General features: G+C 61.1%; 19 protein-coding genes. 15 read left to right on the top strand and 4 right to left on the bottom strand.

The genetic code is table 11. The annotated features are described in order from the left end of the window. Positions 1-44 precede the first annotated feature (44 nt). From M0D69_RS13355 to M0D69_RS13330, 6 genes are all read left to right on the top strand, one after another. Positions 45-899: an alpha/beta fold hydrolase gene (locus tag M0D69_RS13355; protein ID WP_301782467.1), complete on the top strand. Its 855-nt coding sequence runs from the start codon at positions 45-47 to the stop codon at positions 897-899. 81 nt (positions 900-980) lie between these two features. Next, complete coding sequence (locus tag M0D69_RS13350; protein ID WP_301782466.1) at positions 981-1,751, top strand: SDR family oxidoreductase; 771 nt, start codon at positions 981-983, stop codon at positions 1,749-1,751. A gap of 220 nt (positions 1,752-1,971) precedes the next feature. After that, positions 1,972-2,652 carry a cation diffusion facilitator family transporter gene (locus tag M0D69_RS13345; RefSeq protein ID WP_367619709.1) on the top strand — a complete coding sequence of 227 codons (681 nt, stop codon included), beginning with the start codon at positions 1,972-1,974 and terminating at the stop codon, positions 2,650-2,652. 229 nt (positions 2,653-2,881) lie between these two features. Then, on the top strand, positions 2,882-3,268 hold the full coding sequence (locus M0D69_RS13340) for a nuclear transport factor 2 family protein (protein WP_301782464.1): 387 nt from the start codon (positions 2,882-2,884) through the stop codon (positions 3,266-3,268). A gap of 58 nt (positions 3,269-3,326) precedes the next feature. Next, positions 3,327-3,959, top strand: coding sequence for a glutathione transferase (gene yfcF / locus M0D69_RS13335; protein WP_301782463.1), 633 nt, complete (start codon positions 3,327-3,329; stop codon positions 3,957-3,959). A gap of 417 nt (positions 3,960-4,376) precedes the next feature. After that, positions 4,377-5,474: a DNA alkylation repair protein gene (locus tag M0D69_RS13330; protein WP_301782462.1), complete on the top strand. Its 1,098-nt coding sequence runs from the start codon at positions 4,377-4,379 to the stop codon at positions 5,472-5,474. A 3-nt stretch (positions 5,475-5,477) separates the two neighbouring features. On the opposite strand, the gene M0D69_RS13325 is transcribed toward M0D69_RS13330, so the two are convergent. Continuing rightward, on the bottom strand, positions 5,478-6,401 hold the full coding sequence (locus M0D69_RS13325) for a LysR family transcriptional regulator (RefSeq protein ID WP_301782461.1): 924 nt from the start codon (positions 6,399-6,401) through the stop codon (positions 5,478-5,480). A gap of 121 nt (positions 6,402-6,522) precedes the next feature. On the opposite strand from M0D69_RS13325, the gene M0D69_RS13320 reads away from it, so the two are divergent. Continuing rightward, positions 6,523-7,272 carry a sulfite exporter TauE/SafE family protein gene (locus M0D69_RS13320; protein WP_301782460.1) on the top strand — a complete coding sequence of 250 codons (750 nt, stop codon included), beginning with the start codon at positions 6,523-6,525 and terminating at the stop codon, positions 7,270-7,272. Between the two features lie 218 nt (positions 7,273-7,490). Here M0D69_RS13320 and M0D69_RS13315 read toward each other — a convergent pair whose 3' ends face one another. Beyond that, a complete protein-coding gene (locus M0D69_RS13315) occupies positions 7,491-8,837 on the bottom strand; it encodes a pyridoxal-dependent decarboxylase (RefSeq protein WP_301782459.1) in 1,347 nt (448 codons plus the stop codon). Positions 8,838-8,853: 16 nt separating this feature from the next. After that, positions 8,854-10,044: an MFS transporter gene (locus M0D69_RS13310; protein WP_301782497.1), complete on the bottom strand. Its 1,191-nt coding sequence runs from the start codon at positions 10,042-10,044 to the stop codon at positions 8,854-8,856. Between the two features lie 228 nt (positions 10,045-10,272). Between M0D69_RS13310 and M0D69_RS13305 the strand changes: the two genes are divergently transcribed. Then, positions 10,273-10,740 (top strand): helix-turn-helix domain-containing protein, encoded by a 468-nt coding sequence (locus M0D69_RS13305; protein ID WP_301782458.1) that lies wholly within the window; start codon positions 10,273-10,275, stop codon positions 10,738-10,740. A gap of 13 nt (positions 10,741-10,753) precedes the next feature. Here M0D69_RS13305 and mdeB read toward each other — a convergent pair whose 3' ends face one another. Continuing rightward, positions 10,754-13,474 carry an alpha-ketoglutarate dehydrogenase gene (gene mdeB / locus M0D69_RS13300; protein ID WP_301782457.1) on the bottom strand — a complete coding sequence of 907 codons (2,721 nt, stop codon included), beginning with the start codon at positions 13,472-13,474 and terminating at the stop codon, positions 10,754-10,756. A 150-nt stretch (positions 13,475-13,624) separates the two neighbouring features. Between mdeB and M0D69_RS13295 the strand changes: the two genes are divergently transcribed. From M0D69_RS13295 to M0D69_RS13265, 7 genes are all read left to right on the top strand, one after another. Next, a complete protein-coding gene (locus M0D69_RS13295) occupies positions 13,625-14,155 on the top strand; it encodes an Lrp/AsnC family transcriptional regulator (RefSeq protein WP_277036550.1) in 531 nt (176 codons plus the stop codon). Positions 14,156-14,538: 383 nt separating this feature from the next. Further along, positions 14,539-15,765: an MFS transporter gene (locus M0D69_RS13290; RefSeq protein ID WP_301782456.1), complete on the top strand. Its 1,227-nt coding sequence runs from the start codon at positions 14,539-14,541 to the stop codon at positions 15,763-15,765. A gap of 225 nt (positions 15,766-15,990) precedes the next feature. Further along, positions 15,991-16,785: a TetR/AcrR family transcriptional regulator gene (locus tag M0D69_RS13285; protein WP_301782455.1), complete on the top strand. Its 795-nt coding sequence runs from the start codon at positions 15,991-15,993 to the stop codon at positions 16,783-16,785. Between the two features lie 113 nt (positions 16,786-16,898). After that, positions 16,899-19,403, top strand: a complete 2,505-nt coding sequence (locus M0D69_RS13280) for an acyl-CoA dehydrogenase (RefSeq protein WP_301782454.1) — start codon at positions 16,899-16,901, stop codon at positions 19,401-19,403. 50 nt (positions 19,404-19,453) lie between these two features. Continuing rightward, positions 19,454-20,884, top strand: a complete 1,431-nt coding sequence (locus M0D69_RS13275) for a 3-oxoacyl-ACP reductase (protein WP_301782453.1) — start codon at positions 19,454-19,456, stop codon at positions 20,882-20,884. A gap of 4 nt (positions 20,885-20,888) precedes the next feature. Further along, entirely contained in the window at positions 20,889-21,794 is a 906-nt protein-coding gene (locus M0D69_RS13270; protein ID WP_301782452.1) for a MaoC family dehydratase, read from the top strand. A gap of 130 nt (positions 21,795-21,924) precedes the next feature. Continuing rightward, complete coding sequence (locus M0D69_RS13265) at positions 21,925-23,241, top strand: acetyl-CoA C-acetyltransferase (RefSeq protein ID WP_301782451.1); 1,317 nt, start codon at positions 21,925-21,927, stop codon at positions 23,239-23,241. The last annotated feature ends 72 nt before the right edge of the window (positions 23,242-23,313 follow it).

Raw genomic sequence — 23,313 nt, 5'->3', positions numbered from 1 at the left:
TGTCATTTCCAGCAGACCGTTTATACCCAATCCGGAGTGAACCCATGTTCTCTATTTCCTATCGTTACGCTGACGTCGACCGCCTCAAGGTGTTCTATCGCGAAGCGGGTCGTTCGGGCGCGCCGAAACTGCTGCTCCTCCACGGCTTTCCGAGTTCGAGCCACATGTTCCGCGACCTGATTCCAAAGCTCGCCGAGCACTTTCATATAGTCGCTCCCGATCTGCCTGGATTCGGCCAATCGGACATGCCGGGCCGCGATACTTTTGCCTACACGTTCGACAACATCGCCAACGTTATCGAGCGCTTCACCGAGCAGATCGGTTTCGATCACTTTGCCATGTACGTGTTCGACTACGGCGCGCCGACGGGCTTTCGGCTTGCGCTCAGGCATCCCGAGCGGATCGCCGCGATCATCTCGCAGAACGGCAATGCTTACGAAGAGGGTTTGAGCGAAGGCTGGAATCCGATCCGCGCCTATTGGCAAGATCCTTCACGCGCCAATCGCGATGCACTTCGCGCGTTGCTGACGCACGAGACGACCGCATGGCAGTACACGCATGGTGTACCGGACACGGCCTTGGTGTCACCGGACGGTTACTCACTTGACGACTTTTACCTGAGCCGGCCGGGTGCGGACGAGGTCCAGCTCGATCTGTTCGGCGACTACCGAAGCAACGTCGCCTTGTATCCCGCGTTTCAGCAGTATTTCCGCACCCACCGGCCGCCTTTTCTTGCCGTGTGGGGAAAGAACGATCCGTTCTTCCTGCCCGCGGGCGCCGAGGCATTCAAGCGCGACCTGCCGGATGCGGAGGTGCGTTTCTTCGATACCGGCCACTTCGCGCTGGAAACTCATGCGGCAGAGATCGCCTCGGCCATTTCCGGATTTCTGATTCGCTGACGTGTTCGCTGACGTGTTCGCTGACATGCGAACGCCTTGCCTGCATCAACAACGGTGTTTTCAAGCTGGAGGAGAAACGAAATGTCCAAGAAGGTAGCAATCGTGACGGGCGCGAGCCAGGGTATCGGCCGCTCAACCGCCATCAGGCTTGCGCAGGACTTTGCTTCGGTTGTGCTCGTTGCGCGCAATCGCGAGAATCTCGACCAGACTGCTGACGAGGTAAAGAAGGCCGGTGCCGAGCCTTTCGCAATCGATCTCGACCTGTCGCGCCCGCAGGCCGCACAAGAAGTCGTGGACCAGACACTGTCGGCGTTCGGGCAGATCGATGCGTTGCTCAACATCGCGGGCGCGGTGCCGCAGATCGATGTCTTCGAGATGACCGACGATCAATGGGACCGTGGTCTCGCGTTGAAGCTGCACGGCGCGCGGCGATTGACGATCGCGGCGTGGCCATCGTTGAAAAAATCGTCAGGATCGGTGGTGCTGATGTCGGGCAACTCGGCGCTGTTTCCCAAAGCACCGTACGCAGCCGTGGGCACGATCAACGCGGCGATTGTGGCACTGGCGAAAGCCTTCTCGGATCGGGGGATTGCAGACGGTGTGCAGGTCAACAGCGTGCTGCCCGGCCCGGTAATGACGGGTCGGCGGCAATCCTATCTGGAACATTGGGCACCGCTGCACAACATGACTGTCGAAGAAGCGACCGCGAGTTTTCCTGTTGAAGCGGGGATCGCCCGATATGGCACGCCCGAGGAGATTGCCGAGCTGATGGCGTTCATCGTGTCGCCTGCGGCTCACTGGATGACGGGCTCGACGTTGAGAATGGACGGCGGCGAGGTCGAGTCGATCTGAATATCGATTCTGACTGTTGAGCTGTAAATAGGGATCCGGGGTGCCTGTGCGCAAAGCCGGGTCCCGAGCAACGCGGGCGAGTTGAAATACACGTCCGCTAGCTTACAAAGACATTCCGACGCCGCCTGGCAAGACGGTCCCGGGGCAACTTCGGCCGGTGTCATATCTTCGCCACGTGCGACGGTTACGGTGCCTTACCTACACGAACAATGTCCCCACGATGTCGTCGATGTCCGAGCACGGCCGCGAAAAGCGAGACGCTGCGTTCAAGGCAGCCCAGGTCAGTGTCCTGTTAAATGCGGCTTTGATGACGATGCAGATCACCATCGGCTGGCTGGCTTACTCGGACGGTTTGCTGGCCGACGGCGTTCATACGCTGACAGACCTGGCCGCAGACGGGATGGTGCTAGCGGTCCTGCGCCTCAGCGCTACAGCGGCACACCGGAGCATCAACGGTCAGGACGACCGCTACGAAACCATAGGATCACTGCTTATTTCCCTCCTGTTGATCGCAACGGGAATGGAGACGCTGTGGAGCAGTCTTGCGCACATGACCACCGCGACCAATGTGGCTGGCGCTTCCACCGTCCATGCAAGCGCGCTGGTCGTCGCGGTGTTTGCGATCGCCGCCAAAGAAGGCTTGTTCCGATACATCATGTCGGTGGCTCAACGCACCCGTTCAACCATTCTGGTCGCGAGCGCCTGGCACGCACGCTCGGATGCGATCTCCGCGCTTGTCGCCGCGGCCGGAATTTTGGGCAGCATGGCCGGTGTGGCGATATCGGATCGTCTGGCTGCGGCGGTCATCGGAGTGATGATTGCGCGGATGGGCTTCAACCTCGGCTGGAAAACCTTCAAAGATTCCTTCGGCCGAACCGCCAGCGAACCAGCGGGGCATTAAACCTTCCCTTTCAAATAGCCGGAGCAGCGGCATCACAAGCCCTGCGCCGGTGCTCCCACGCAATGAACCGCGACCCTCTTCATGCGCGCGGCTATCATGTCGTTGTATCGAAGCTCGAGTGTTCCTACGGCAAGGGGTCGCTTAGACGCTTCGTACCCTTCGCTCGCCCCGCGAGCTAACAATAAAGCTCGCAATCGAGATCTTTTACACTCGCAAGGAACGCAACGAAATGAATGTGAACGGGATGAACGACGCCGAGTTTCCTGTGCAAAAACAACTTGAAGCTTATAACGCCCGGGACATAGAGGCCTTCATGCAATGGTGGGCCGACGACTGCGAATACTATGAGTTCCCATCGCGATTGTTAGCTAGTGGCGCCACCGAAGTCCGCAAACGCCACGTCGCCCGGTTCAGCGAGACCAATCTTTCCGGCAAGCTCATCACGCGTATATCGCTTGGCAATATGGTGGTCGACCAGGAGGTCGTGACTCGCACCTTTCCAGACGGTCCCGGCGAAATCGATGTGGTCGCCATCTACGAAATAGGGAACGGAAAAATAGAGAAGGCGTGGTTCAAGATGGGGACGCCCAGGTTGCATGCTGCCAAGACGCAGTGAATGCCCGGGCCCTCAGGCGACCCTGATCTAGTCGCGAAAAATCCTTAAGGAGAGCACGTTGCCGTCCGCCAGTCTTCTTCTCTACACCGACGCTCAGTTCGCAAGCCCGTACGCCATGTCGGCTTTCGTAGCGCTTCATGAAAAAGCGCTGTCGTTCGAGATGGCGACGATCGACTTGGCGAACAACGCCAATCGCGAATCGAGCTTTGCAGCGATGTCATTGACACAGCGCGTCCCTACCCTGATTCACGATGGCTTTGCTCTGTCCGAATCGTCGGCAATCACCGAATACCTGGATGAGGTTTTTCCGGGCACGCCTTTGTATCCGGCAGACCCGCATCGCCGTGCGCGGGCGCGTCAGATCCAGGCCTGGCTTCGCAGCGATCTCACGCCGATCAGACAGGAACGATCAACCGAGGTGCTGTTTTATGCGCCCTGCAGCACTCCGCTTACCGCTGCAGGACGTGCATCGGCTGAGAAATTGTTCGCCGCGGCCGAGGCGTTGCTTGCGCCCGGCACCACAAACCTCTTCGACGATTGGTGCATCGCTGACGTGGATCTTGCGTTGATGCTCAATCGCCTTGTCCTCAACGGAGATCAGGTGCCGCAAAGGCTGGCTGACTACGCCAGATTCCAGTGGCAACGACCATCGGTACAGCTTTGGGTCAATCGAAAACGGCCGCCGCTCTAAACAACGCGAGGCCATCGCGAACGGCCACAAGTGCGAGCGCCTTTGTACCGGCTAGCACTTAGAACCGCGCCATCCGTCCCTCGTCCGGAATCTTGACACGGATACGGCCGCCTTCAGGTGGCGCGTTCGTTCATGCAGCGACGCAGCCGCCGATGTCGCCTGCTCCACCAGCGCCGCGTTCTGTTGCGTCATCTCGTCCATCTGCACGACAGCCTGATCTTTCTGCAGGACGCATCGACGGATACTTAAGCCTTTAGACAAGCCAAGGTGATCCTGACTCCGACCGGAAAACGCCGCTCCTGACAAGATCTGACAGGGGAAGCAGATAAGCTGCTGTTCCGCCCCAAGCGAAACATTCGCCGCAGCCGCCAACACGGCTTGCAACCCCATTGCGACCCCACCCAGAAAACGATAACGATGTCGGACACAGAAAACACCGCACTGAAAGAGATCTTCAACGAACGCCGGTTCCGTGACATGGCGCTCGACGTCAAGGCGGTTTATCCACCATTCGATACACGCCGTTTTCTCAAGATTTCGCTGGCCGGGCTTGACGACCTGACCTTGATGCAGCGCCTGCGCCGCATGACCCAGGCGTTGCATGCCACCCTTCCCGCGGACTACGGCCAGGCGCTCGAGATTCTTCGCGCACTTGCACTGCGCATGGAGGCAGGATTCTCGACGCTGGTCCTTCCCGACTACGTCGGACAATACGGTCAGGACGACTTCGATGGTTCCATGGACGCCCTGAAGTTTTTCACGTCCTTCGGCACCTCCGAGTTCGCCGTGCGCGAGTTCCTGCGCAAGGATCTCACGCGTGCACTGGCCGTCATGAAAGTCTGGTCACTCGATGACAACGACGCCGTGCGCCGTCTTGCAAGCGAGGGCAGCCGTCCGCGCCTGCCATGGTCTTTCCGGCTCGACGCGATCGTCGCCGATCCTTCGCTGACGGCGCCAATTCTCGAAAACCTTCGCTCGGACCCGAGCCTCTATGTCCGCAAGTCAGTCGCCAATCATCTGAACGATGTGACCAAATCCCATCCTGAATGGGTGCTGGACCGGCTCGCGACATGGCCGATGGAAAACGCCCACACAGCCTGGATTGCAAAGCGCGCGCTGCGCTCACTGATCAAGGCTGGCAATGGCCGCGCATTAGCCGTGATCGGTGCGGGCGGCGTGCCGGATGTGAAGATCAGCAAGTTCGCCGTGATGCCTCGGCAGATCGCGTTAGGCGAGCGCGTGACCTTGTCATTCGATCTTGCTTCGAAGTGCCCGGAAAGCCAGCGGCTCGTGATCGACTACAAGATGCATTACGTGAAGAAATCGGGTGTGACGGCCGCGAAGGTGTTCAAGCTCAAAGAGTTGACGCTCGATAGCGGCCAGCGGGTATCGATTGAACGCACGCAGAACATCCGGGACTTCACCACGCGTGTGCATTACGCCGGGCGGCATGAGGTCGAGATCCTGGTGAACGGGGTGTGCCTCGCCAAGGGATATTTCGATCTGAGTTGTTGAGCGTCAGAATGCTCTAACGCGCTCTAACGGTTTACGCACCTCTGAGGCGGCGGCAAGACCTTCAACCAGCGCACGTTCCGGCCGTTGCAACGCCTCCAGATTGCGTACGCAGATCAGGAGCTGGCGCGTCGCCCAGCGGTCAGTCAACTCCACGGTACGCACGCCCAGCGAGCCTCTGTACCGCTTCGCTGCTGTTGCCGGCACAATACCCAAACCCGCGCCGTGCTCGACCATGCAGCATATGTTTTCGAAGGTCCGCACGCGCGCGCGGAAGTAGAAATTCTGCCCGGCAAACAAAGCCTGCTCGCCCAGATATTCCTGAAGCGCGCTGCCGGCGCTCAGCCCGATGAAGTCGTGGTCGACTACGTCCCTGAGCGCGACACGGCGACGTTCGCCAAGCGCGTGATCGCGGGCGACGATCAGGACCAGCTTGTCCGTTGCAAACGGAAAGGTCTGCAGCGTTCCGTGTTCGACAGCATCAGAAACAATGCCTATTTCCGCTGAACCGTTAAGGATTGCCCTGACGGTTTCGGTGCTCTGCCGCTCCTTCATGTCGATATGCACGTTAGGGTTGTGTCGAAGGAATTCGGCAAGGGGGCGAGGCAGGAATTCCGTCACGGCCGCGGTATTCGCCCACAGGCGAATACGCGTTTTACGGGCATCGGAATGCTCTCCCAGTTCGCCGCGCATCCGCTCGATCTGACCAAGCACCAGCCGGGCATGGTGCGCCAGCGTGTCCCCTGCAGGCGTGGATTCAACCCCTCGACGGCCTCGCTCCAGCAGCGGTAACCCCAGCGCTTCCTCCATGCCTCGCAGTCGCGCGCTGGCGGACGGCAACGACATATTTGCCTGAGCCGCACCGTGCGTGATGCTACCCGTTTCGAGGATGAACAGGAAAAGGCGCAGGTCAATCAGATCGAAGCGCATGGGCGAGGAATTATTGATTAATCAGCCTTAGTTATACCCTAAGGCACAGTACGTATCTTCCGCATTGTGGCCATCGCGAATCTGGGGAGAATGAGGCAGATCATTTTCCCGGAAAGTATCGATGACCTCTCCTGCCGCCGCGCGTGTCGCGGTCATAGCCCTGACCTTCCTGATCGCCGGCATCGTAAAAGGCGTCACGGGCATGGGCTTGCCGACCGTAGCAATGGGTGTGCTCGGAACACTCATGCTGCCAGCCGAGGCTGCGTCGCTGCTGATCCTGCCGTCGTTCGTCACCAACGTCTGGCAGCTTCTGGCAGGCCCGGGCGTGCTCGCGCTCGTCAGGCGCTTCTGGCCGATGATGGCGGGCATCGTGATTGGCACGGTGGCCGCAGCGTCGTTCATTGCGGGTAGCGGCGGGGTCTGGGCGGTTGCGGGGCTCGGGGCCGCGCTGACGCTCTATGCGGCCTCCGGGTTGCTGTCCTGGCGCTTTTCCGTGCCGCCCCGGCATGAGCGGCGCCTGTCCCCGGTCATCGGCCTCGCGACCGGCTTGGTGACGGGAGGAACAGGCGTTTTTGTCGTGCCGGCGGTCCCTTATCTTCAGGCGCTTAATCTGAAAAAAGAAGATCTGGTCCAGGCGCTCGGACTATCATTTACCGTATCCACGGTGGCGCTGGCCATCGGGCTCGCGCGAGAAAGCGCATTCGCAATCGACGACATGGAGCGCTCGCTGCTCGCTGTCGTCCCTGCGCTGCTCGGAATGTGGCTCGGTCAACGCATACGCGGCCGCATCAGCCCGGCGACCTTCCGCCGATGGTTCTTTATCTGCATGCTGGCGCTCGGTCTTCAACTGCTGTTGCGGCATTTTATTTAAGCGTTGCGCCTGGCGCGTTCCACCGGTTTCAAACACCCGGGAGATCTAACTCGATGCTCTCTACATTGCTTGAAACACTGGGTGCGCTGGCGGTATTGGCCAGCCTCGCGATCAATATTCGCGGGCTTTTCGACCGGCGTCGCTAGCCTCGGCGAAACCCGCCAATAGCGCGAATGCCGAGGCGCGCCGGAAGCTACCCGGCGATCAGCGCCGGTATCTTATCCACGCTTTGCAGTCTCGATCAACAATCTCACGAGCGCGTCTGCATCCTGTTCGGTTGTGCGCCACGAAGACACGCTTATCCGAAACGCCGGTCGCCCCTGCCAGACCGTAGGCCCGAACCAGGCCTCGCCGGACGCTTGAACTGCTTCACGAATGGCAACGGTGTGCGCATCGGTTCGTGCGCGAACCAGGACCTGGTTCAGCACGACACGGTTAAGTATCTCGAATCCCGCCTGCTGCAGACCCTCTGCGATGCGCCGCGCCAGCGCACAGTGCTGATCTACCAGGGAAGCCACGCCTTCACGTCCCAACGTCCGCAACGCGGCCCAAACCGGTATGCCGCGAGCCCTTCGCGAAAACTCCAGCGTCAGGTTTTTCTGGGCGTCTCTCGCCCCGGTCAAATAAACCGCATCGCTGTTCATTGCGGCGGCTAACGCTTCACTGTCGCGGCAGATTGCCATGGCGCAGTCATAGGGCGTGTTCAGCCATTTGTGCGCGTCGGTGGTCCAGCTATCGGCCGCTTCGATTCCCTGCGTCAATTCCGCATGCGAGGAAGCGCGTGCCCACATGCCGAACGCGGCATCCACGTGCACCCACGCGCCGGCAGCTTTGGCTCGAGGAATGAGCGTATCGAAACGATCGAATTCTCCCGTGTTGACCTCGCCCGCCTGCAGACAAAGGATGGTCATGTCGTCCAGCGGGGGCAAACGCTCCGGGTCCACCTGACCATGCCGGTTAACCGGCGCGACGATGATCTTGCTCATACCAAAACCAAGCAAGCGAAGCGCCTTCTTCACGGTGATATGCGCAAGCTCGGAAACGACGACCTTGACCTCGGGTGAGCCTGCCAGTCCATCGTTGTCGAAATCCCAGCCCTGGCGGGCGAGCAGCACGCGACGCGCGGCGGCAAGGCAGCTCAGTGTGCACGCCGTCGCGCTGGTTCCGAACCCCACAGCACTCTCGCGAGGCAGGTCCAGCGCTTCGAGCACCCAGCCAGCCGCCACCCGTTCGAGTGTGGCCGCGACGGGTGAATTGTCGAACGACGATGCACATTGGTCCCATGCCAGCATCAGGCGTTCCGCTGCGGCAGCGGCCGGCAACGCCGCGCCCACCACAAAGCCGAAGTAGCGAGGCCCGTTCGACACCACCGTGGCAGGCGAACCTGTATCGTCTAATAACCGTAGCACTTCTTCCGCAGCATATCCGCGTATCGGCAGCGGTTCGTTGAACGCAGCAAGTGCCTGCAACGCGGCTGCGTCGGGGAACACTCGCCGCCCCGGGATGGACTCGGTGTAGCGCCGGGCCCGGTCATCGGCTTCGGTCAGCAGGGTAATCTCGTTCATGGACTTTTCCGATTAATTAAACAGTAAGACGAGGTTCGCGGATTTTGCCTGGCATGTACCGCAATGTCAGCCCCCAGAACACCAGTGCAAGCAGGCTGATGCCAGCGCCCAGCAGGCAGACTCCCAGCCACCCCGCGCTCGCGTACATAGTCGTGGATGCAATGGCGCCGAGTCCGCTGCCGATGGTGTAGAAAAGCATATAGCAACTCACCATCCGGCTGTGCGCATCGGGATGCGTGTTGAAGATCATGCTCTGATTGGTCACGTGAATAGCTTGGCCACCAAGGTCCAGCGCGACAATGCCGATCCCCAGCACCCACAACGGCTCCGCAATGAACGCCAGCGGCAGCCACGAAGCAAGCAGCAGGATCAGCGCCACGCCCGTGGTCCATTGCCCCAGCCCCCGATCCGCCCAATGACCCGCACGGGCGGCCGCCAACGCGCCTGCCACGCCCACCAGACCGAATGCACCGATCACCGTATGCGAGAACGCGTGCGGTGGTGCACTCAGGGGCAGTACCAGGGCGCTCCAGAAGATGCTGAAGGCAGCAAACATCAACATGGCGATGACGCCGCGGATCTGCAGTACCCGCTCCGTGGCCAATAGCGTGAACATCGAGCTAAGCAGTTGCAGGTAAGGCAAACGCTGTGACGGCGGCCCCTGTTGCGGCAGTGCTCTCCAAAGCGCGCCTGTCAGCAACAGCATCAAGACCGCGGACGTTAAATAGACCGCCCGCCAGCCACCCAGATCAGCTATTGCGCCTGCCAATACACGCGCCATCAGCAGGCCGATCACAACGCCGCCCTGAGCCGCTCCGACCACACGCCCGCGCTCGGCAGCCGCCGCTGCCGTTGCCGCATACGCGATCAGTCCTTGCGTCATTGCGGTGCCGAGCAGGCCGACAGCAGCCATGCCCGCGAGCAGCCACGCCGCAGAGGACGCGGTCGCGACAACAGCCAGCGCCGCACACAAGGCAATCGCCTGACCAAGCGTAAGACGGCGCCGATCAAGCCGGTCACCCAACGGCACAACGAACACTAATGCGAACGCGCACCCGGCCTGCGTCGCGGTAATGATGCCGCCGACAGCGCCGCGCCCGATCCCGAAATCGACACCAAGCGCATCAAGCAAGGGCTGCGCGTAATAGACATTGGCGACACTGAGACCACATGCGCAGGCGAATAGCATCACGAGCGCCCGAGGCATGGCCGCAAGCTTCCCATTTTCCGGCGACGCGCCAGCGTGCCCCCGCAAGACTTCAGCAGCCACAGTGGATGTAACGCCTTCTTCACGAAGCTGCACCTTCAGTCCCTCTACGAAACTAGTTTTAAATAAAAACCATTTGAAGTGTAGATTGACCAGTTTTAAAATGCAACTGCGTGAATATCGGAGAAGCGAGAGGCGTTGCCGCGTCTCGGCACATCAGGAGAAAACATGGCCAAGCGCAAAAGCATGAAAGGAGACTCGTGTCCGGTGGCGCGGTCTCTGGATATCGTCGGTGACCGCTGGGCCCTTCTCATCATCCGGGACGCGTTCGATGGCGTACGCCGCTTTGGTGAGTTCCAGCGCAGCCTGGGCGTGGCCCGCAATATCCTTGCGGATCGCCTCAAGACACTGGTGGAGGAAGGCGTCCTGGCTATCGCGCCGGCCTCCGACGGCACGTCGTATCAGGAGTACATCCTGACGCCTAAGGGAGAAGGCCTGTTTCCGGTGGTGATCGGATTGAGACAGTGGGGGGAGCGTCACCTCTTCAAGCGAGGCGAACGTCACTCGGTGCTGGTCAAACGCGCCAGCGGCAAAGCAGTGGGGCCACTGGAATTCCGCACTCGCGACGGCCGTAGTCTGGAGCCCGGCGAAACCCGGGTAAAAAAAGTGCCCGTCGACACCGAAGCCGACGTTTAACCAACGCGCCCGCCTACCGCTGCCACGGCGCACCCGACGCCGGCCCCGCCTTGCCATACTGCTGCGACGCCTTTCGCACGATCGACATATCGACCTCACCTTCGTCAGCCAGCGCCTTGAGCGCCGCAATCACGATGGATTCGCGATCCACTTCGAAGAACTCACGCAGCGCCTGACGCGTGTCGCTGCGGCCGAAGCCGTCGGTGCCAAGCGTCACGTAACGACGCGGCACATAAGCGCGGATCAGTTCAGGCACAGCACGCACATAATCGGTCGCTGCGATCACGGGACCACGCGACGCCCCAAGCATCGCGCTCACATACGGCTCGGGCGCTGTCTCGCCGAGCCGTGCAAGCCGCTCGGCGCCCATGCCGTCGCGCTGCAACTCGCTGAAGCTTGTCACGCTCCACACGGCCGCTTCAATGCCCCAGTCCTCGCGCAGCATCCGCTGCGCCGCGATAACCTCGCCGAGAATCGCGCCTGCGCCGAGCAGTTGTACTTGCGCGGCTTCGTCCGGCTTCGTCGAAAGTGGGTACATGCCTCTGAGAATGCCTTCACGCAGCGTCTCGAGATCACCGCCAGGCACCGATGGTTGCGCGTAGTTCTCGTTCATCACCGTGATGTAATAGAACACGTCATGCTGGCGCTCGACCATCTCGCGCATGCCCTCGTCGATGATAGCCGCAACCTCATACGCAAACGCGGGATCATAGGCGCGGCAGTTCGGTATCGTCGATGCCACGAGATGGCTGCTGCCGTCCTGATGCTGCAGCCCTTCGCCGCCGAGCGTCGTCTTGCCCGCGGTCGCACCGATCAAAAAGCCGCGTGCACGCTGGTCCGCCGCGGCCCAGATGATGTCTCCGATACGCTGGAAGCCGAACATCGAGTAATAGATGTAGAACGGCAGCATGGGCAGATCGTGCACGCTGTATGACGTGGCCGCGGCGATCCATGACGACATCGCGCCCGCTTCCGAAATGCCCTCTTCGAGAATCTGCCCCTTGGTGTCCTCGCGGTAATAGAGCATGGAACCCAGATCTTCCGGCTCATACAATTGCCCGAGCGGCGAATAGATACCGACCTGCCGGAACATGTTCGCCATACCGAAAGTGCGTGCCTCGTCGGCCACCACCGGCACGATGCGAGGACCCAACTGTGCATCTCTCATGAGGCTGCTGAACATGCGCACGATCGCCATGGTGGTCGACATTTCCTTCGCCGCCGCGTCGAGCGCGAACTGGCCCCAGCTTGCCATCGGAGGGACGATCAGCCCCTTCGACGCCGCTCTCCGCCTTCTGGGCAGATAGCCTCCAAGGCCCGCGCGTCGTGCGTGCAGATACTGCATTTCCGGGCTGTCTTCCGCCGGCTTATAGAACTTCACGATCTCGACATCGGCGTCCGACAGCGGCAAACGGAAGCGATCGCGAAACGCCTTCAGGTCGTCGAAGCCAAGCTTCTTTTGCTGGTGCGTCGTCATCCTGCCCTGACCCGATGTCCCCATGCCGAAGCCCTTCATCGTCTTGGCAAGAATCACCGTCGGCTGGCCTCGATGACTCAGCGCCTTCGCATAGGCCGCGTGGAGCTTGCGCACATCGTGGCCACCGCGACGCAAGCCGTCGATGTCTTCGTCGCTCAGATGTGAAGCCAAGGCGGCGAGCTCGGGATTCTGGCCGAAGAAACGCTCGCGGTTATAAGCGCCATCGTTAGCCGAGAAGGTCTGGAACTGGCCGTCGACGGTATGCGCGAACGCACGCAGCAACGCGTTGGTCTGGTCACGTGCGAACAGCGCGTCCCAGTCCGAACCCCACAAGACCTTGATCACGTTCCAGCCCGCACCGATGAACTGGGCTTCGAGCTCGTCGATGATGCGGCCGTTGCTGCGCACGGGACCATCGAGCCGCTGCAGGTTGCAGTTGATGACGAACACGAGATTGTCGAGTTGCTCGCGCGCGGCAAGCGACAACGCGCCGATCGATTCCGGCTCGTCCATCTCGCCATCGCCGAAGAAGCCCCACACCTTGCGCGCCTGCGTCTTCGCGAGGCCACGATTTTGCAGGTAGCGCATGAAGCGCGCCTGGTAGATCGAGTTGATCGGACCAATGCCCATCGAGCCGGTCGGGAACTGCCAGAAATCCGGCATGAGCCACGGATGCGGATACGAACACAGTCCCGGACCGGCAATCTCCTGGCGGTAGTGCTGCAAATGTTCTTCGCTAAGGAATCCTTCAAGGAACGCGCGCGCATACACACCCGGCGATGAATGCGGCTGGAAGTACACAAGATCCCCGCCCGTCCCTTCCCCGGCGTCCGGCGCCGCGGCGCGGAAGAAATGATTGAAACCCACTTCGAAGAGATCGGCGGCGGACGCATAGCTCGCAATGTGGCCGCCGAGTTCGCCGTAAGCCTTATTTGCGCGCACGACCATCGCGAGTGCATTCCAGCGTAATGCGGCAGCGAGCTTTTCCTCGATCTCCAGATTGCCCGGATAACGCGGCTGCTCTGCTACCGGAATTGTGTTGATGTACGGCGTGACGCGCGCCCTCGACGACTCGATACCGAGCGACAGCGCATGCTCGGCGAGGCGGTCATAAAGGTATTGCGCGCGGTCGCGCCCGACGTGCTCCGTGACCGCATCGAGCGCCTCCAGCCATTCGGCGGTTTCCTCGGGATCGCTGTCTTCGCGCCCTCGGGAGATCGAGAGAATCTGTTCGCTTCCGCTGGATAAATCGGTCATGGCACGGCTCCGCTTCGAATGGGGGATGTCGCTGCTTATCAATACAGCTTAACTATCCCGTCGCAGAATGTGCCTCTGATTTGCTTTTACATAGCCGCCGCAATAGTGTATTTATTCTGCGTATGCCCACCTTTCCAGAATATTCGAGCTATGACGACATCGCCTAAACGCCTGGACCGTATCGACATCGGCATCCTGAACCAACTGCAGCAGAATGCGCGCATCACGAATTCGGAACTGGCGCGGGCGGTGAATCTGTCGCAGACACCTTGTTTTAACCGAGTACGAGCCCTCGAAAAGCTAGGGCTTTTTAAACAGCAGGTCACGCTGCTGAACCCGGAACCGCTTGGGCTACGGATCAATGTGTTCATTCAGGTCAGTCTGACGAAACAGGATGAAGACGCGTTGCGGCGTTTCGAAGAGGCGATCGGCGAGCGCCCCGAGGTGATGGAGTGCTACCTGATGACGGGCGACGCCGATTACCTGCTGCGAGTCATGATGCCGGACATTCAGGCGCTGCAGCGCTTCATCATTGAACGGCTGACGAAGATTCCTGGCATCTCGAACATCCGTTCAAGTTTCGCGCTCAAGCAGGTGCGATATAAAACCGCGTTGCCGCTGCCGTCGTCGGGACTGACCTTGCACGAACCCGACGAGAATGCCGATACAGAGTGGAGCTAGGGTTGAGCGCAACGCCATTGGCGTGAAACCCGTATCGAATGGCATCTGCGCCGCAGCGCATCAAATGCGCGTTCACTGGGGTGCGCGTCACCCGAAAGAGCGTTCATCTTTATGTCTTTTTAATACAAAAATAATTCAATTAACTTTCATTTTCTTTAATAAATAGATTAAAACGAAAGCAATCCGATTGACGTATCGCATGCAAAAAGTCGAGACATACCGGGGTTAATACCAGTTTGGCCGATCGTTCCGAGCATCCCATTAAACAGCGGCGTACACTCCCCTTGCCGACACAAGCCGGGCGCCTTATGCGGCGCGGCACAGCGAAGGCCACGGCCACGTCGTCATAGTTAATCAATTACGCGAATGGGGGGATTACGGTAATGAGCTGGACGCGAGAACAAAGAAACGTGACGATTGCGGCCTATTTAGGCTGGACACTCGATGCCTTCGATTTCTTTCTAATGGTTTTCGTATTGAAAGATATCGCCGCGGAATTCAATACGAAGATTCCGGAGGTCGCTCTTGCGATCACCCTGACGCTCGCGATGCGTCCTATCGGAGCGCTGATCTTTGGCCGTCTCGCCGACAAGTACGGCCGGCGCCCGACGCTGATGATCAATATCGCCATTTATTCTCTGCTTGAAATGCTGTCCGGCTTTTCGCCGAATCTCTTTACGCTGCTCGTGTTGCGCTCGCTGTTCGGTATCGCGATGGGCGGTGAATGGGGTGTGGGTTCCGCCCTCACGATGGAAACCGTGCCGACCAAAGCGCGCGGCTTTGTTTCGGGTCTTTTGCAAGCGGGTTATCCGAGCGGTTATCTGCTGGCTTCCATTGTGTTCGGCGTCGCGTATCAATACGTGGGCTGGCGCGGGATGTTTTTTATCGGCGTGGCGCCTGCGCTGCTGGTCTTATATGTGCGTGCCCACGTGCCGGAATCGCCGGCATGGAAAGCCATGGAGAAGCGGCCACGGCCCGGATTGCTCAAGACACTCAAGCAAAACTGGCAACTCTCCATCTATTCAATCGTCCTGATGACCGCGTTTAACTTCTTCTCGCACGGCACCCAGGATCTTTATCCGACCTTCCTGCGCGAACAGCATCACTTCGACCCGCATACGGTTTCGCTCATTACCATTGTCCTGAATATCGGGGCGATCTGCGGCGGGCTGTTCTTTGGGACGATGTCGGAGAGAATCGGGCGCCGGTGGGCCATTTTTATTGCGGCGTTGATTGCGTTGCCGGTTTTGCCGCTCTGGGCTTTTTCTAGTGGCCCGGTAGCGTTGGCCGCTGGAGCCTTCCTGATGCAAATATCTGTTCAAGGGGCTTGGGGCGTTATTCCGGTTCACCTGAATGAGATTTCCCCCGATGAGATTCGCGCCACGTTTCCCGGGCTCATTTATCAATTGGGAAATCTGCTGGCTTCGGTCAATGCCACCATGCAGGCGTCTATCGCTGTCAAGAATGGCGATAACTACGGGCTCGCCATGGCGTTGGTCGGCGGCACGGTCGCTGTGGTTATCGCGGCGCTTATTTTCTTTAGCCGCGAGCGGCGTGGCATTGATATGACCGAGTCAGCCCAGCATGTCGGGGCTCAAGGTCCGGTTTAATCGTTTTTATCCAATGGGGGCGTGCTGGCGCCCCTTTTTAATTGAATGTCTGCCAACCGGGTATTATTTTTCACTTCCCCAGTACGATCGTTCTCTTTTTAGAGAGCACGCTCCACAAAATGGCTTGTCGATCTCGCCAAAGGTTTTTATCGTGATTAGAACGCCCGTTTTAATCAAAGACTGCAATCGACAATTCGGACCGCCACGACGGTCCCGGAGACGCCAGTGCCTACCCGTTCCACCGCCACATCCGGCGATACCAAGACGCGTCTCCTGGACGCCGCCGAAGCGCTGTTCATCGACGCCGGCTACGAAGCCATGTCGATGCGGCTCATCACCGCCCGCGCCGGCGCCAACCTGGCCGCCGCGAACTATCACTTCGGCGGCAAGGACGCGCTGATCCACGCCATGCTCACTCGTCGTCTCGACGGCCTCAATCAGGACCGCCTGGCGCTTCTTGAACGCTTCCAGTTGTCGCTTGGTCCGCAACTCACGTGCGAGCACATCCTCGGCGCCATGTTCATCCCTGCGCTCCAGCAATCCCGCTGCCCCGAAAAAAGCGGCCCCGCGTTGCTGCGCCTCCTCGGCCGCGCTTATGCCGATCCGTCACCTTTCATCCGCAACTTCCTGCGCGGCATTTATGCCGACGTGGCCGAGCGCTTCTTTCGCGCGTTTCAAAGCGTCCTCCCGCATCTGCCCCGCGAAGAACTCGGCTGGCGGCTGCACTTCTGCATGGGCTCGCTCTCAGGCATCCTCGCCGGTGCCGATACCAACCACCTGATCGACGATTTCACGCAGGGCCAGCGTCTTGAAGACCCACAATTAATCGGCCGGCTCGCGCTTGTCATGGTGGCTGCGCTCAAAGCGCCCCTGCCTCCCGCGAACGGCTCGTGTCCGTTCGCGTCCATGTTCGCCGAACACGAACCGGCGGCGTCGAACGGCGCGGCGACCGTAACGGTGAACGCTTCAAACGAAGAGCCTCTGACACGCGATGCCGCATCGCAACACGCGACCGCCTAAGTTGAAAACGACCACGCCGGGTATGTAATGTGCTGACAAATTAAGCTGCCGATGCGCACCGCCTCCAACCCGTTCTCGCCGCAAAATATCGAACAACGTCAGGAGAGGTCGTCATGACAGCCAGCTTCGTGATTGCATTGTTCGTCGTGAGCGGCGGTTTGCTTTACGTACAAGCGCCCGCTCTCGCGTGGCTCGCGTGGGCAGTCATCTGGGTGGCTGCCGGCTGGTACGCAGGCGTGACTGGCCCGGTCCCCGCTGCCCTCCTTGCGATCGTCTTCGTGCTGCCCGCGCTCGTTCTTGCCATCAAGCCGTTGCGCCGCGCGCTGCTCACCAAACGCATCTTCGATGTCTTCCGCAAAATCCTGCCCGAGATGTCGCCGACCGAGCGCGATGCAATCGAAGCCGGCACGGTCTGGTGGGATGCGGCGCTATTCTCCGGACGCCCGAAGTGGGACACGCTGCTCGAGCTCGGTGCACCCGCGTTGACAGCTGAGGAGCGTGCTTTCATCGACACCGAATGCACCCAGCTCTGCGATCTCGCCAACGACTGGGAAACCACAGCGGTCTGGCAGGACTTGTCGCCGCAAACGTGGGACTTCATCAAGTCGAAGGGTTTCCTCGGCATAATCATTCCGAAGCAGTACGGCGGCAAACAATTCTCCGCCTACGCGCATTCGCAAGTCATCATGAAACTCGCGACCCGCTGCTCTGCCGCAGCGGTTTCCGTGATGGTGCCCAACTCGCTCGGCCCCGCCGAATTGCTGATGCACTACGGCACCGAAGCGCAGAAAAATCACTATCTGCCGCGTCTCGCGCGTGGCGACGAAATACCCTGCTTCGCGCTCACCAGCCCCTACGCCGGATCGGACGCGGCTGCGATTCCCGACGTGGGCATCGTCTGCAAGGGTGTGCATGAAGGGCGCGAAATGCTTGGCTTTCGCGTCACATGGGAGAAGCGCTACATCACGCTCGGACCGATTGCGACCGTGCTCGGCCTCGCGTTCCGCGCGCTCGACCCCGACCATCTGCTCGGCCCCGCCGATGAAGCCGGCATCACCTGCGCGCTCATCCCGACCACGCATCCGGGCGTGAATATCGGCCGCCGTCACTGGCCCTTGAATGCGGTCTTCCAGAACGGCCCGAACTCGGGCCACGATGTGTTTATTCCACTCGACTGGGTGATTGGCGGACGCGCACAAGTTGGCAATGGCTGGCGCATGCTGATGGAATGTCTTGCTGCCGGACGCGCGATCTCGCTGCCATCGTCGAACGTGGGCATGGCGAAGCTGGCCGTGCGTGGCACCGGCGCATATTCGGCGGTGCGCCGGCAGTTCCGCACCGCGATCGGCAAGTTCGAAGGTGTGCAGGAAGCGCTCGGCCGCATGGGCGGCAACTTGTATGTGATGGACGCGGCGCGGCGCTTGTCCGCGCAAGGCGTCGATCTTGGCGAGAAACCGTCGGTGATTTCTGCGATCGCGAAATATCACATCACCGAACGCGCGCGCAAGGTGATCAACGACGGCATGGACGTGGTCGCGGGCAAGGGCATCTGCATGGGGCCATCGAATTTCCTGGCGCGCGCCTATCAACAGGTGCCGATCTCGATCACGGTGGAAGGTGCGAATATCCTCACGCGCAGCCTGATCATCTTTGGTCAGGGCGCGATCCGCTGTCACCCGTATGTGCTGAAAGAGATGACCGCAACACGCAATGTGGACAGGACCCAAGGGCTGCACGATTTCGACAGCGCGTTCTTCGGTCACGCAAGATTCACGGCATCGAACGTGGTGCGTTGCTTCGTTTTTGCCTTGGGCGGCAGCGTGCTGATTCCGAAACCTGCGCGCGCCGACACGCGTCTCGTGCCTTATTACCGCGCGGCCACTCGCCTTGCCACGGCGTTTGCGCTGCTCGCGGACGTATCGATGTTCGTGCTCGGCGGCGAGTTGAAGCGGCGCGAACGTCTCTCGGCACGACTCGGCGATATCCTCTCGCAGCTTTACCTGATCTCGGCCACGCTAAAGCGTTTCGAAGACGATGGCCGCCCGCACGCCGATCTGCCGCTCGTGCGCTGGGGTGTCGAAGATGCGCTGTATCAGGCGCAAACGGCCTTCGAAGGCGTGCTCTTCAACTATCCGAAACCGCTCGCCGCGGGCCTCGTGCGTGCGCTCGCTTTTCCGTTCGGCATGCCGCATCGCGTGCCGGGGGACCGGCTGGGGAGCGCTATCGCCGAGTTGATGACGACGCCCGGTGAGGCGCGCGAACGCCTGATTGCGGACTCGTACGCGCCGCCCGCCCATATCGATCCGATCGGTTACGGCGAGTTGATGTTCGCGCTCAATCCACGTTATACGGAGATCGAGCACAAGCTGCGGGACGCCGTCAAAGCCGGACAGATCCCGCCGATGCCGCAAAACCTGCCCGAACTCGACGCGTGGGCGGCGTCCTGCGAGATTCGTGGTTTTGTCGATGCAAGCGAACGTCAGGTACTCTCTGACTACGCGCGTTACGGCGCGGAAGTCGTCAAGGTCGACGACTTCGGCCCGGATTTCGGTATGCTCGATGCGCTGAAGAAACGCCAGCAAGCGCTGGCGAACGAGCCGGAAGAAATCCATGCATGATCCTTCACACAAGCGCTAAACCGCTTCTCAGGCAGGCATGACAGGCAGGCATGAAAGATCGCTATCTCGACTTCGTTAATTCACCCTTCGGCGCGAGCGTCGCGCGTTCCATCGGCTTGCCGCAACCCGAAGTTTTGCGGCGGCATGCGGCGGGCCGCGCGGAATTCGGCGGCATAACGGCGATCGGCGCCGGACCGTCGCCCACGCTGTTCGAACCGCTGATCACGCTGCTGACTTCCCTCGGCATGACGGGCGTTGCGCATGAAAGCGCGCTCGGCTGGTTGTCGGTCGCAGCGAGACATGGCGCGATGAGCGGCCGCTTCGAACCACGCGCGCCGGGCGCGGCGCCAAACGACCGCATGCAAGCTCTGATCTTCGATGCAACGGGTATTAACGACAGCACGCAATTGCATGCGCTCCACGGTTTCTTCCACGACGCAATCCGGTCGGTGGCGAAGAGCGGCCGTATCGTCGTGCTTGGACTACCGCCTGAATCCTGCACTTCGCCGCGTGCCTGGACCGCGCAACGGGCGCTGGAAGGTCTGACGCGTTCGCTCGGCAAGGAAGCCCGCGGCGGCATTTCTTCGAACCTGGTCCAGGTGGAACCAGGCGGCGATATTGAAGGGACGTTGCGCTTCCTGCTCTCGCCGCGCTCGGCTTATGTATCGGGGCAAGTGGTGCGTATCGATGCCACGCCCGCCTCGCCGCCCGCCGACTGGAACCACCCGCTCGCGGGCAAACGCGCGCTCGTGACAGGCGCGGCGCAGGGTATCGGCGCGGCGATTGCGCAAGTGCTGGCCGAACGCGGTGCGCATGTGATCGGGCTCGATGTCCCTCAAGCGCAGGACGCGCTCGACCAGACCATGCTTGCGCTTGAAGACGCGTGGCCGTCGCAAGGCGCCCATACGGCGCTCCTTGCGGATATCGCCGCGCCTGAAGCGCCCGCGACCATCGCGGCCGCGCTGCTGGCAATGGGCGGTATCGATATCGTCGTGCACAACGCCGGCATCACGCGCGACAAGACCATCGCGAAGATGACCGAAGCCGCGTGGGACAGTGTGATCGACGTGAACCTCTCGGCGCAGGAACGTATCGACGACTTGCTGCTCGATCAGGACGTGCTGCATGAGGGCGGCCGGATCGTGGGGGTATCGTCGATCAGCGGCATTGCGGGCAACCTCGGCCAGACCAACTACGCGACGTCGAAGGCCGGCGTGATCGGCCGCGTGCAGAGCATGGCGAAACCACTGCGCGCTCGCGGCATCACGATCAACGCGGTCGCACCGGGGTTCATCGAAACACAGATGACCGCGCGGATTCCGCTGGGGCTTCGCGAAGCCGGACGGCGCATGAATTCGATGAGCCAGGGCGGGCAGCCCGTGGACGTGGCCGAGACTATCGCGTGGCTCGCCAGCCCCGCGTCCGCCGGTATCACCGGCAACGTGGTGCGCGTCTGCGGACAAAGCCTGATTGGAGCATGACCACATGAGCATGCTGCTTCCCTCAGGCTCGCCACGCATGCGCACGGTGATCCTGGAGACCTTGCCGCCGCCGGTAAAACTCTACGGCCGCGCGCTGCAAGGCATTTTCAAGCGCGCGGGCGTTGCCGCCGAATTGCCGCCGCTGCGCCTCGTGCGTCCGAGTGTCGCGCTCGATCCCGAGCAGATCGGCCGCTATGCGCGCGTGTGCGGTTTTATCCCGGAGCACGGAGTGCCGGTCACGTTTCCCCACGTGATGGCGTTTCCCCTGCATCTGATGCTGCTCACCGATCCCGCGTTTCCGTGGCCCGCCATCGGCCTCGTGCATGTGTCGAACAGCGTGCACTTGCGGCGCACGCTGCACGCGGGGCAGGCGCTGCGAATCGAGGTGGAAAGCGGTCCGCTCGTGGCTCACGATAAAGGCCAGGCGTTCACGCTGCATACGCGTATCTATCGCGGCGGTGAAGCGGTCTGGGACGCTGACAGCGTGTATCTGAAGCGCGGTGTCGCAAGCCGCGGCGGTGTTTCCCTTGCCGCCCCCGATACCCCGACGCCCGTGCTGCTTCGTGAAGCTCGCTGGCAGCTTCCCGCGCAACTCGGCCGCGATTATGCAAAAGTATCCGGCGACTTCAACCCTATCCACTTGTATGCACTGTCGGCGAAAGCGTTCGGTTTTCCACGCGCGATCGCGCACGGCATGTGGACGCTCGGACGCACGCTCGCGGCATTGCAACCGTCGAAGCAACTCGGCGCCGCTCATGTGCACGGCGACTTCAAGTCGCCCATTTTCCTGCCCGCCGAAACCACGCTGTGGACCGCGGCTTCATCGGCGACGGCACGCGACTTCGAAGTGCGTGATCTCGCCGGTGAAAGGCAGCATCTGCACGGCCGATTCGAGTGGGAATTCACATGACTCAGGCCTTGGACAATCGAGTGGGAATTCACATGACTCAGGCCTTGGACAAACGTGATGGTTTGAACCCGGCCACGCTGATTAAACCCGGCCTCAAAGCGCCCGCCGTATCCCTCGACGAGACCTCATCATGACTGTGAGCGCCCTTCCCGCCGTGCGTCGCGTGGCGATCCTCGGCAGTAACCGGATTCCGTTTGCGCGCTCCAACACGGCGTATTCGACGGCATCGAACCAGGACATGCTGACGTTCACGCTGCAAGGCCTGATCGATCGATATGACCTGCATGGCCTGCGTCTCGGCGAAGTCGCGGCGGGCGCGGTCATCAAGCATTCACGCGACTTCAATCTCACGCGCGAGGCGCTGCTGTCCACGACCCTCGCCCGGGAAACGCCCGCCTACGATGTCAGCCAGGCCTGCGGGACAGGCCTTGAAACCGCGATCCTGGTCGCGAACAAGATCGCGCTCGGACAGATCGATGCGGGCATTGCAGGCGGCGTGGACACGACGTCCGACGCGCCTGTTGGCGTCAACGAACGGATGCGCAAGATCCTGCTCGAAGCGAACCGCGGCAAGTCTACGGCACAGCGTTTGAGCGCGCTCGTCAAGCTGCGGCCGGACATGCTGGTCAAACCCTCGCTGCCGCGTAACAGCGAACCCCGCACTGGTCTTTCGATGGGCGAACACTGCGAGCTGATGGCCAAGCGCTGGAAGATATCGCGCGAGGCGCAGGACGAGCTTGCGCTCGATAGTCATCGCAAGCTGACGGCCGCGTATGAGCGCGGTTTCTTCAACGACCTGATGACGCCGTACAAGGGTCTTTCACGCGACAACATCCTGCGCCCGGAGCTCACGTCCGAGCGGCTCGCCGCGCTGAAACCCGTCTTCGACCGAGACGCCGGCACGCTCACGGCCGGCAATTCCACGCCGCTGACCGATGGGGCGTCGGCGGTGCTGCTGGCATCGGAGGAATGGGCGGCCGCGCGCAACCTGCCCGTGCTCGCGTATCTCACGCTCTCGGCGACTGCGGCCGTCGATTTCTTCGACAAGAAAGAAGGCCTCCTGATGGCGCCCGCTTACGCCGTGCCGCGTTTGCTCGAACGCGCGGGGCTGGCCCTGCCGGACTTCGATTTCTACGAGATCCACGAAGCGTTCGCAGCGCAAGTGCTGTGCACGCTCGCGGCCTGGGAAGACGAGGAATACTGCCGCACGCAACTCGGGCTGGACGGCCCGTTCGGGTCGATCGAGCGGGTTCGCATGAACATCAACGGCGGGTCGCTGGCAACGGGGCACCCGTTCGCCGCGACCGGCGGCCGGATCGTGGGAACGCTTGCCAAGATGCTCGCGCAAGAGCCCGCCCCGGCGCCCGGCGATACCCGCACGCGCCGCGGCCTGATCTCCATCTGCGCGGCGGGCGGACAGGGCGTCGTGGCAATCCTCGAGCGCTGAAGGCGGCCGGCACGCCGCTGAGTTTTGTCGACGATCGCCGTCTGAAGATAAAGTGCCCCACCCCGGAATTTC

This window comes from Caballeronia sp. SEWSISQ10-4 2, from assembly GCF_030464885.1.
Lineage (GTDB): Bacteria > Pseudomonadota > Gammaproteobacteria > Burkholderiales > Burkholderiaceae > Caballeronia.
This window is presented reverse-complemented; position numbering and strand designations above follow the sequence as displayed.

What these genes read in the sequence shown, in the direction of transcription:
- M0D69_RS13355 (WP_301782467.1), top strand. Translation starts at nt 45, where the DNA reads ATGTTCTCTATTTCCTATCGTTACGCTGACGTCGACCGCCTCAAGGTG.
- M0D69_RS13350 (WP_301782466.1), top strand. Translation starts at nt 981, where the DNA reads ATGTCCAAGAAGGTAGCAATCGTGACGGGCGCGAGCCAGGGTATCGGC.
- M0D69_RS13345 (WP_367619709.1), top strand. Translation starts at nt 1,972, where the DNA reads ATGTCGTCGATGTCCGAGCACGGCCGCGAAAAGCGAGACGCTGCGTTC.
- M0D69_RS13340 (WP_301782464.1), top strand. Translation starts at nt 2,882, where the DNA reads ATGAATGTGAACGGGATGAACGACGCCGAGTTTCCTGTGCAAAAACAA.
- M0D69_RS13330 (WP_301782462.1), top strand. Translation starts at nt 4,377, where the DNA reads ATGTCGGACACAGAAAACACCGCACTGAAAGAGATCTTCAACGAACGC.
- M0D69_RS13325 (WP_301782461.1), bottom strand. Translation starts at nt 6,401, where the DNA reads ATGCGCTTCGATCTGATTGACCTGCGCCTTTTCCTGTTCATCCTCGAA.
- M0D69_RS13320 (WP_301782460.1), top strand. Translation starts at nt 6,523, where the DNA reads ATGACCTCTCCTGCCGCCGCGCGTGTCGCGGTCATAGCCCTGACCTTC.
- M0D69_RS13315 (WP_301782459.1), bottom strand. Translation starts at nt 8,837, where the DNA reads ATGAACGAGATTACCCTGCTGACCGAAGCCGATGACCGGGCCCGGCGC.
- M0D69_RS13310 (WP_301782497.1), bottom strand. Translation starts at nt 10,044, where the DNA reads ATGCCTCGGGCGCTCGTGATGCTATTCGCCTGCGCATGTGGTCTCAGT.
- M0D69_RS13305 (WP_301782458.1), top strand. Translation starts at nt 10,273, where the DNA reads ATGGCCAAGCGCAAAAGCATGAAAGGAGACTCGTGTCCGGTGGCGCGG.
- mdeB (WP_301782457.1), bottom strand. Translation starts at nt 13,474, where the DNA reads ATGACCGATTTATCCAGCGGAAGCGAACAGATTCTCTCGATCTCCCGA.
- M0D69_RS13295 (WP_277036550.1), top strand. Translation starts at nt 13,625, where the DNA reads ATGACGACATCGCCTAAACGCCTGGACCGTATCGACATCGGCATCCTG.
- M0D69_RS13290 (WP_301782456.1), top strand. Translation starts at nt 14,539, where the DNA reads ATGAGCTGGACGCGAGAACAAAGAAACGTGACGATTGCGGCCTATTTA.
- M0D69_RS13280 (WP_301782454.1), top strand. Translation starts at nt 16,899, where the DNA reads ATGACAGCCAGCTTCGTGATTGCATTGTTCGTCGTGAGCGGCGGTTTG.
- M0D69_RS13275 (WP_301782453.1), top strand. Translation starts at nt 19,454, where the DNA reads ATGAAAGATCGCTATCTCGACTTCGTTAATTCACCCTTCGGCGCGAGC.
- M0D69_RS13270 (WP_301782452.1), top strand. Translation starts at nt 20,889, where the DNA reads ATGAGCATGCTGCTTCCCTCAGGCTCGCCACGCATGCGCACGGTGATC.
- M0D69_RS13265 (WP_301782451.1), top strand. Translation starts at nt 21,925, where the DNA reads ATGACTGTGAGCGCCCTTCCCGCCGTGCGTCGCGTGGCGATCCTCGGC.